The 8079-nt window shown below is 57.1% G+C and carries 10 protein-coding genes and 1 pseudogene; 10 read left to right on the top strand and 1 reads right to left on the bottom strand.

Features of this window, described 5'->3' with window-relative positions; all coding sequences use genetic code 11:
• The 10 genes and pseudogenes from GIR22_RS14125 to GIR22_RS14080 all read left to right on the top strand — a co-directional run.
• A pseudogene (locus tag GIR22_RS14125) lies at positions 1-106 on the top strand (electron transfer flavoprotein subunit alpha/FixB family protein); the annotation flags it as partial.
• Positions 107-223: 117 nt separating this feature from the next.
• Positions 224-1039 carry a substrate-binding periplasmic protein gene (locus GIR22_RS14120; protein WP_154743924.1) on the top strand — a complete coding sequence of 272 codons (816 nt, stop codon included), beginning with the start codon at positions 224-226 and terminating at the stop codon, positions 1037-1039.
• A 9-nt stretch (positions 1040-1048) separates the two neighbouring features.
• Entirely contained in the window at positions 1049-1405 is a 357-nt protein-coding gene (locus tag GIR22_RS14115) for a DUF4398 domain-containing protein (protein ID WP_178122248.1), read from the top strand.
• Complete coding sequence (locus GIR22_RS14110; protein ID WP_154743923.1) at positions 1402-2220, top strand: OmpA family protein; 819 nt, start codon at positions 1402-1404, stop codon at positions 2218-2220. Before GIR22_RS14115 ends, GIR22_RS14110 begins: the two co-directional genes overlap by 4 nt.
• A 202-nt stretch (positions 2221-2422) precedes the next feature.
• Positions 2423-3862, top strand: coding sequence for an aminotransferase-like domain-containing protein (locus tag GIR22_RS14105; protein ID WP_154743922.1), 1440 nt, complete (start codon positions 2423-2425; stop codon positions 3860-3862).
• A gap of 104 nt (positions 3863-3966) precedes the next feature.
• Complete coding sequence (locus GIR22_RS14100) at positions 3967-4470, top strand: translation initiation factor 2 (RefSeq protein WP_154743921.1); 504 nt, start codon at positions 3967-3969, stop codon at positions 4468-4470.
• A gap of 162 nt (positions 4471-4632) precedes the next feature.
• The gene (locus GIR22_RS14095; RefSeq protein ID WP_154743920.1) at positions 4633-4887 is read left to right on the top strand and encodes a YkgJ family cysteine cluster protein; all 255 of its coding nucleotides are present in this window, start codon (positions 4633-4635) and stop codon (positions 4885-4887) included.
• Between the two features lie 41 nt (positions 4888-4928).
• Positions 4929-5531, top strand: a complete 603-nt coding sequence (locus tag GIR22_RS14090; protein ID WP_154743919.1) for an START domain-containing protein — start codon at positions 4929-4931, stop codon at positions 5529-5531.
• Positions 5532-5641: 110 nt separating this feature from the next.
• A complete protein-coding gene (locus GIR22_RS14085) occupies positions 5642-5878 on the top strand; it encodes a hypothetical protein (protein WP_154743918.1) in 237 nt (78 codons plus the stop codon).
• Positions 5879-6091: 213 nt separating this feature from the next.
• Positions 6092-6433 (top strand): ribonuclease E inhibitor RraB, encoded by a 342-nt coding sequence (locus GIR22_RS14080; protein WP_154743917.1) that lies wholly within the window; start codon positions 6092-6094, stop codon positions 6431-6433.
• Between the two features lie 376 nt (positions 6434-6809).
• Here GIR22_RS14080 and GIR22_RS14075 read toward each other — a convergent pair whose 3' ends face one another.
• The gene (locus tag GIR22_RS14075; protein WP_154743916.1) at positions 6810-7619 is read right to left on the bottom strand and encodes a c-type cytochrome; all 810 of its coding nucleotides are present in this window, start codon (positions 7617-7619) and stop codon (positions 6810-6812) included.
• Positions 7620-8079 lie beyond the last annotated feature (460 nt).

The raw sequence follows: 8079 nt of genomic DNA, 5'->3' as shown, positions 1-8079 counted from the left end.
CGTTGCGATCAACAAGGACGAAGAAGCACCGATCTTCCAGGTGGCTGATTACGGCCTGGTGGCGGACTTGTTCGAGGCCGTACCAGAGCTTTCGAAGCTGGTCTAATCCAGTCGCTTCACTTATAAAGAGCCCGGTCTGTTGACCGGGCTTTTTTTTGCCTGCGAATCAATGATCCTCCTGTAGGCGCGAGCACCTACACATATTTGAATGGAGAACCGAGCCATGGAACTGCGTAGTTGGAGTGTCTTGTTGGGCCTGTCGCTGTTGCCGGCCCTGTCCCTGGCCGCCGGCAAATGTGAGCGCCTGGTGGTCACCGGCAGCCCGGACGCACCACCCTACCTGTGGCGTGATCCCCAAGACCCTACCCACCTGATCGGTGCCAGTGCTGACCTGCTGCAGCAAGTGGGCAAGGACCTGGGTTTGAAAATCGACTTGTTGTATGGCGGCAAGCGCTCCCTCGCTTTGGACGAAGTGCGCAGCGGGCGCATGGACATCCTTGCCGATGCGCCGCTAACCATTCACGAGCTGGAAACCTTGGACTACATTCATCCGGCCTTGGCCCATACCGATTACCTGGTGTGGACGCGCAAGGATTCGGTGTTGGTCTACAACGAGGCAGCCGATCTGCTGGGCCACAAGGGTGCGGTGTCGGAAAGGACACGTTTGAGCCGTGATTTTGAAACCTTCGCCGGCCAGCAACTGGACTTGCAGCGTACGCCAACCTTGACTCCGGCGTTTCAGAAGTTGCTGCTCGGCGAAGTGGAGTACGTACTTGCGGGACGTTATTCCGGTATGGCCATGGCCCAGACATTGGGTATGAGCAACGACCTCATCGCGGGTGAAGTGCCCATCGATCGGCCAGGCCTGTTCCTGGCTATTTCCCACAACTCGGCTTGCAACGATCCGTGGTTGCGCGGACAGCTCGCCAAAAAGATGACAGAATTGCCCGCCTCCGGTCTGGTGCAAGACGCGCTGCAGCGCAATCTGGAGCGCTGGAAGGTGCAATTGCAGCAACCCGCCGGTACTCCAATAAAGTAGGGATTTTTAGTGACTATTCGACCTCTTTTCGCGGCCCTCGCCGTTGTCGCTTTGGCGGGATGTGCAGCCGATCCTGCGCCGAATGAACAAATGCGCCTGACCCGGCAAGCCCTGGAACAAGCCACAGCAGTGGGGGCCGTCGCCGATGTCTCCCCAGAGTTGAAACTGGCCGAGGGCAAATTCGCCCGGGCAACGGCGGATATGGCTGATGAGTCCTACAAACATGCCCGTAGGCGGGCCGAGCAAGCCGAACTGGACGCTCGCTTGGCGGAGGCCCGGGTTTTGACCCACAAGAGCGAGGAGCAATTGAGCGTGCTCAACACCCGTATCACCCGCCTGCGCAAACAGCTGGGAGAGGCCCAATGAGGCTGATGATTCGTGGGTTGAGCTGTGTGTTGCTGGTGGGCAGCGCGGCGATGGGTGGCTGCGCCAGCCACCCTGACAGTGATGTTGCCTTGCAACAGGCCAGCAGTGACTTCCAGAAGGTCAAGGAAGACTCCAACGTACTGCGAATCGCGCCCAAGGATGTGATTCGTGCCGGGGAGTCCCTGGCCCGTGCCGACCGTTTTTCCAGCTATTGGGGCAGTGGTTCCGACGTAGCGCATTACGCCTACCTGAGCCAGCGCTACAGTGCGATTGCCCGGGAACATACCGAGCAGGTGCTTAATGAAGAACGCGGCGCCAAACTCGAGCTGGAACGCCAGCGGCTGCAACTGGCCCTGCGTGAGGCCAAGCTGTTGAGCGTACAGCAACAAGGCAAGTGGCTTGAGGAACAGATCATCAGCCTGGCAACCACCCAGACTGACCGTGGCTTGGTGATGACCCTGGGGGACATGCTGTTCGACACCGGCGAAGCGGAGCTCAAGCGCTCGGCCAACCGTACTGTGTTGAAAATCGTCCAGTTCCTGCAATTGAATCCCAAGCGCGTGGTGCGCATTGAGGGCTACACCGACAATACCGGCGGCGAGCAGGAAAACATCAAATTGTCCCGGGATCGTGCTCAAGCCGTGGCGGATGTATTGGTGGATTTGGGGATCGATGAAAAGCGCATCCAGGTGGAGGGTTATGGTGACCAATACCCTGTTGAGGTGAATGCTTCCGAGCGCGGGCGGGCGCAGAATCGTCGGGTTGAGATTGTGTTCTCCGACGAAAAGGGTCAGTTGGGCGCTGCTCGGGGGTGAAGATCAATTGTAGGTGCGCAGAATCTAGACCCGATCGCTGATCGGGTTTTTTATGGCGAGAGATTCAGTTCACAGCCCTTACAGTTTTTTCTATCACTGCCGCCTGTGCTCGACTATTGTGGCAACTGTCCCCGTACACTTCTAAACTGTGCCGGTATGTTTCACACAAAAATAAAATACCCGTGAAATCGAGTGCTGCGCCATGACCAATCTTTTGCTCTATCAACGTATCGCCCAGCAACTGGCTGAGGATATCCGACGTGGCGTCTATCAACCGGGCGAGCGCGTGCCGTCGGTGCGCAAGATGAGCTCCCAGCTCAACGTCAGTCACGCCACCGTGTTGCAGGCCTACGCCAACCTGGAAGACCAGGGTTTGATTCGCGCACGCCCACAATCGGGGTACTACGTGCACCAGACTCCGGCCCTGACCGCGCCCACGCCGGACATCGCCCGGGTCGAGCGTCCAGGGCTGGTCACCCGCAGCAGCATCATTCAACAAGTGTTGGTGGAGTCGCGTCGTGAAGGCGTGTTCCCGCTGGGCGCTGCGGTGCCCAGCGTCGATTACCTGCCAGTACGGGCGTTACACCAGCAACTGGCCAAGGTCACGCGCTTCCAGAGCCCACGGGCCTTCAGCTACATGTTCAGCCCAGGTTTTGAGCCGTTGCGCCGTCAGGTGGCGATCCGCATGCGTGATGCCGGGGTGGTGGTCGATCCCAGCGAGGTGGTAATCACCCACGGCTGCGTTGACGCATTGCAGATGTCTTTACGGGTGCTGACGCGGCCCGGAGACTTGATCGCGGCGGAGTCGCCGACTTATTACGGCTTGCTGCAATTGGCGGATTTACTGGGCCTCAAGGTCATCGAGATCCCCAGCGACCCCGCCACCGGCATGAGCCTGGAAGCCCTGCAATTGGCCGCCAACCAATGGTCGATCAAGGCGTTGGTGCTGACCACACGCTTGAGCAACCCGCTGGGCGGGACCATGCCCGAAGAGCGACAAAAGCAATTGCTGCGCCTGGCCTCGGACTTCGATATCCAGGTTGTCGAAGACGATATCTACGGCGAACTGATGTTCGAACTGGGCCGCACCAAGGCCCTGAAAGCCTATGACCGCCTGGATCGGGTGATCTATTGCTCGAGTTTTTCCAAGACCTTGTCCCCCGGTGTGCGCATCGGCTGGATGATCGCCGGCAAGTACCAGCAAGAAATCCAACGCCTGCAAATGTTCAGTACGCATTCCGCGTGCAGCGTCACGCAAATGGGCGTTGCGGCTTATTTGGAGAATGGTGGTTACGACCGGCATCTGCGCTATATCCGTCAGGAATACCGCAAGAACCTCAGCGCTTTCCAGTTGGCGGTGCAGCAGTACTTCCCCGAGGGCACGCAGATGACCCGGCCGACCGGCGGCTTCATCTTGTGGGTCAGTCTGCCTGGGCGGGTCAATACCCAGGAACTGCATGTCCGTGCGCTGCAGCAGGGCATCAGCATTGCGCCAGGGCTGATCTTCAGCAATACAGAACAGTTCAATCACTGTATTCGACTCAACTGCGGTACCCCATGGAATCGCGAAGCCGAGCGGGCATTGATGACGCTGGGGATGCTGGCAAGCCAGTTGTGCCAGGAAACGGCGGCAGGTTTTTGAGGGGTGGAAAGGGGACACACAGGGTTGTAGGTTAATCACCGCGCTTGTCATGCCGCGCTCAACAAGCGAGCATATGGCCCTCTGCCGTTAATGCCGTTGGCGATATGACATCTACTTTATCCGCCGCATTGGTGATTTGCCTGCTAAGCCTGTGTAACACCAGTGCAGTGCTGGCGGCTCCCGCCAGTGAGCCCGCAGCGGCTGTCAGCGCCAACCCCAAGGCCTTGCCAGCAAAAAAGGCAACCTCCGCCAAAAAAGCAGCCCCCGTCAAAAAAGCCTCGGTTACCAAGAAAGCGGCCCCGACGAAAAAGCGCGCACCCATCGCCAGCAAATCCAAATCTGCCCGTGAAGTATCTCGAACCAAACTGCCTCCAGCGCAACTGGACTTGAGCCTGCCCTCGGATATGGTCAGGCACTTGCAGCCTCTTGGCACCCTGCCTCAGCCCAAGAACGAGCTACTATTGCCACCGTTGTTCGCAGAGCCTTCTGGTAACAGCGCTTTCCAGATCAACGGGCGTCTGCTGAACAATCAGATGAATCTGCAACTGCGTAACGAAGAGCGGCGCGATGTAGAAGGTGCGGCACTGGATTTCGAGTTCAAGCAGTAAACCCGCTCAGCAAACGTGACGTGGATGGCCGACCTTCTGTCGCAGACTGGTCAGTCATTTTGGTTTTGTGCGAAAAACCCCTATTAGGCCAATTTAAAACAGATGTTTAAGGGCGTACGCTAGCCTGGCCATCAACACTTAGTTGTCGAGGATTTACTCGTCATGAAATGCCGTGAAGGCTGTGGCGCTTGCTGCATTGCCCCCTCCATCAGTTCACCGCTGCCCGGTATGCCCCAGGGCAAGCCGGCGGGCGAACGCTGCCTGCACCTGTCGGTCGAACAACTGTGCCAACTGTTCGGGCAACCGGAGCGTCCGACGGTCTGCAGTGCTTTCCAGGCGGATATCGAGGTCTGTGGCAACAACCAGGAAGAAGCGATCAGGTTGATCGGCTGGTGGGAGCAGATGACGGCGGCTTAGTGGGCTTTACTGTCAGAACTTCAACAACAAGGAATAAAACAATGGGTTCGCTGAAACAAATGACTGTGGTGTGCGGTTTTACTGTTTTATTTGCTGCCTCGGCTCAGGCTGAAGACTGGCAAGTTGCCAAGGACGAAGAGGGCATCAAGGTGTCCTTGAGTGAAGTAGCCGGTTCGAAATACAAGGCTTATCGCGGCGTCACCGTCATCAAGGCCCCGTTGGCCAAGGTTCAGGCCTTGCAGGACGATGTAGCAGGCGCGTGTCAGTGGATTCACGAATGCAAGTCCCAGAAGCTGCTCAAGCATGAGGGGGACAAGAGTTGGACTTACACCCAGTTCAACGCGCCGTTCCCGGTGACGGATCGTGACTCGATCCTGGAAATCACCACGATCAAGGAGGCAGACGGCAGCCTGACCCGCAAGTTGTTGGAAGTGCCTACCTATTTGCCGGAAGAGAAAGGTTATGTGCGTGTGGCCCAGGTCGAAGGGTTCTGGAAGTTGGTACCCAAAGGTGCCGACCAGACCGAAGTGACCTATCAGGTTCACACCGAGCCAGGCGGTAGCGTGCCGTCCTGGTTGGCGAACAAGTTCGTGGTGGATGCCCCGTTCAACACCTTGAAGGCCCTCAAGGCGCGCGCCGAGTAGCCGTAGGCTGTGGCCCCGTGCCTCGGCAGCGGCCACGGTTTGAACGATTGTCAGTGCCTCACGGTCCAGATATCTGTAAGCCCATTCATGGGTTTATCGAGGAGGCACTGATGCAAACGTGGAAAGTTTTGTTTGTTGATGACCACGGCGTCCAGTCCGTGGAGCAGTTTACCTGCGAACAAAAACCCAGCCTTGAAGACGCCGCGCAGATGATTCGTGCCAAGTTGCTGCCGGTGGCCGCTGAACTGAACCTCAATGACCTTGAAGGCCGTATTGCCGAGCCGACGGTCAAAAGCCTGAAAACCCAGAACAGCATTCAGATCCTCAGCATTACCCCCGTCGCCTGAACATTCCCTGTATGCCATTCAAGCGCCTCTGGTGGAGGTGATAGCTTCGCGCTACTCTGCAAGGGAGATCAGCGAATGAATCGCTAAGGTCTGGTCTTGTCAGCTACATGCTTGTTTTCCAGCGGTGATGCCATTGCCGTTTCACCCGCGCCATTCGAGCACGGGGGTTGGGAAGCACGGAAAGTCTATCCATCGGTTTTAGGAGGACGTTTCATGAGCACAGCCTATCAAGAAGACATCAGCACCAACGTGTTACGCCGCATGAAAGAGGGCGGTTTTGACTTCTCACGTTTCCATCCTATCGAGTTCTACGCCATTTTCCCGGATGAGGAACGGGCGCGCAGGGCTGCGGGTCGATTTCGTGGAGAGTCCCTCAATGCCCAGGTGAGCGTGCGGGACGACGGCGCCTGGTACCTGGAACTGAGCAAAGTAATGTTCGCCACCTACGACGGCATAGGAGACTTTGAGCAAGACTTTGAGGCGGTGGTCGAGCCTCTGGGCGGGATCATTGAGGGATGGGGCGTGAAGCAGGAGGTGCGTGGGTTGCCCATGTAGCGTAATGAACACCACAACGTATCGGCTGACCTTGGGGTCGGCCGATTTTGTTTGTTCTGCCGCAAAAGCCTCAGGCGTTCCTGGAAAACATCACGCATAAAAAATGCCACCCGGGAGGGTGGCAAAAGGGAAGATCGGAGAGAGGGGAACCGATCGGTACATGCGGTACCAAGGTATCGGTGTACATCAGGTGAGGCTGTAGGAAATTTCCTGTTCAGCGAGTGGGGTGATTATCCTCAGGGTTTACCCGGCAATGAAATCGACTTTGGCTATGTCATTGATAGTCAAAACCTTCGTTGCAATGAAACGCGGGGCAAAATCCGCCATACCTCCCACACAGTGGCGGCGTATGGCATGCGCTTAGGGGCATGACTCATCATTCTGGTTGCTGCTTGCGCCCTGCCATATGCTTCAAGTACCCCACCAACAATTCGAGGTCCGCGTCGGGTAACACACTGGCGGCAAACGCCGGCATCTTCGCTTGGGGCCAATGCCGCAGGCTTTGGGGATCACGGATGTAGCGCTTGAGGAAATCGCCGCTGAAATATTCGGTGGGGCTATAGGGGATATTCAAGTCCGGGCCCACTTGTGCGTCGCCCGCGCCGTTCAAGCGATGACATGCCATGCAGTTCTTCTGGAACAGTGCAAACCCCTGGTTGATCGGGTCCTCGGTTGCCAGTTTCGGGTCCGGCAACAACGCGGGGAAGCGCTCGGCCACGGTCTTCAACTGTTTGATGGCCCGAATCTGGAACGGCCATTGCTCTGGGCTGATATGGCCCGCTTGCGGGGAGGTCCAGACCAGGTAAAACGGCCCGGCACTGGGTTTGCCATCTGCCAGGTTCGGCCAGGGGTGGGCCGGATCCTCCACCGCCAGCCAGGCCTGGGCACCGTTCTTTTCCAGCAATGGAGCAGCCGCCAGTTCTGCGGCAAAACCGTCGAGCGCCACAGCCTGGAGATGATTTTGCGAGGTGATGCCCGGCAGCAACACCGCTAATGGAACCGCGCGATAAGTCATGTTGCGTTTGTAGGAAACGTCATCAACGACCTGCAACGTTTGTATACCCGGGTGTTTGAGCAGGTCAGCGGTTTGCCAGGTCTTGCTGGCGTGATCCAACTCGATGCTCAATTGCGCAGCAGAGGCTGGCAAGGTCAGCAGCAGAATCAGGAAAGCGAGGATATATTTCAAAAGTTGACTCATCTTTGGAAGCGTCGGCCTTAACTTCAAAGGTCGAAACATGGCTGACGATAGCGCAAATCAACCAAAACCGGCACGCAAAAAGGCAGCCCCTATGACGGGACGGCTGTACGCAATTTCCCGGTAGGAGCTGCCAAAGGCTGCAATCCAGGCGCTGCATGGGCGCCGTCTGCAAGAGCGTGATCAGTCACCCAATGACCTTGGTCAGGTTGGGCACAATAAGGAGCAGGGTGGTGGCGAAGAGAATAAGTCCCGCCTGGCGTACTTTCGAGTGTTTAAACATGGCAAACCGCCTATTTGTTGTTATTCCTGAGCGTCAAATGCGTGCCGTTGCATTTCACTATGAGCGTGCTACATGACTCTTTTCTTACAGTTGCTCCAGCAAAACCCGGCAGCAACTTAATAAGCTTCCTACAGATTCAACCTTAGAGCCCTTGTTGTTCGTGGCTTA

It is taken from the genome of Pseudomonas karstica (assembly GCF_009707515.1).
Lineage (GTDB): Bacteria > Pseudomonadota > Gammaproteobacteria > Pseudomonadales > Pseudomonadaceae > Aquipseudomonas > Aquipseudomonas karstica.
This window is presented reverse-complemented; position numbering and strand designations above follow the sequence as displayed.

Bases quoted from the DNA above. Each gene is read 5' to 3' on its own strand.
- GIR22_RS14110 (WP_154743923.1), top strand. From the start codon at position 1,402: ATGAGGCTGATGATTCGTGGGTTGAGCTGTGTGTTGCTGGTGGGCAGC.
- GIR22_RS14100 (WP_154743921.1), top strand. From the start codon at position 3,967: ATGACATCTACTTTATCCGCCGCATTGGTGATTTGCCTGCTAAGCCTG.
- GIR22_RS14085 (WP_154743918.1), top strand. From the start codon at position 5,642: ATGCAAACGTGGAAAGTTTTGTTTGTTGATGACCACGGCGTCCAGTCC.
- GIR22_RS14120 (WP_154743924.1), top strand. From the start codon at position 224: ATGGAACTGCGTAGTTGGAGTGTCTTGTTGGGCCTGTCGCTGTTGCCG.
- GIR22_RS14095 (WP_154743920.1), top strand. From the start codon at position 4,633: ATGAAATGCCGTGAAGGCTGTGGCGCTTGCTGCATTGCCCCCTCCATC.
- GIR22_RS14080 (WP_154743917.1), top strand. From the start codon at position 6,092: ATGAGCACAGCCTATCAAGAAGACATCAGCACCAACGTGTTACGCCGC.
- GIR22_RS14090 (WP_154743919.1), top strand. From the start codon at position 4,929: ATGGGTTCGCTGAAACAAATGACTGTGGTGTGCGGTTTTACTGTTTTA.
- GIR22_RS14105 (WP_154743922.1), top strand. From the start codon at position 2,423: ATGACCAATCTTTTGCTCTATCAACGTATCGCCCAGCAACTGGCTGAG.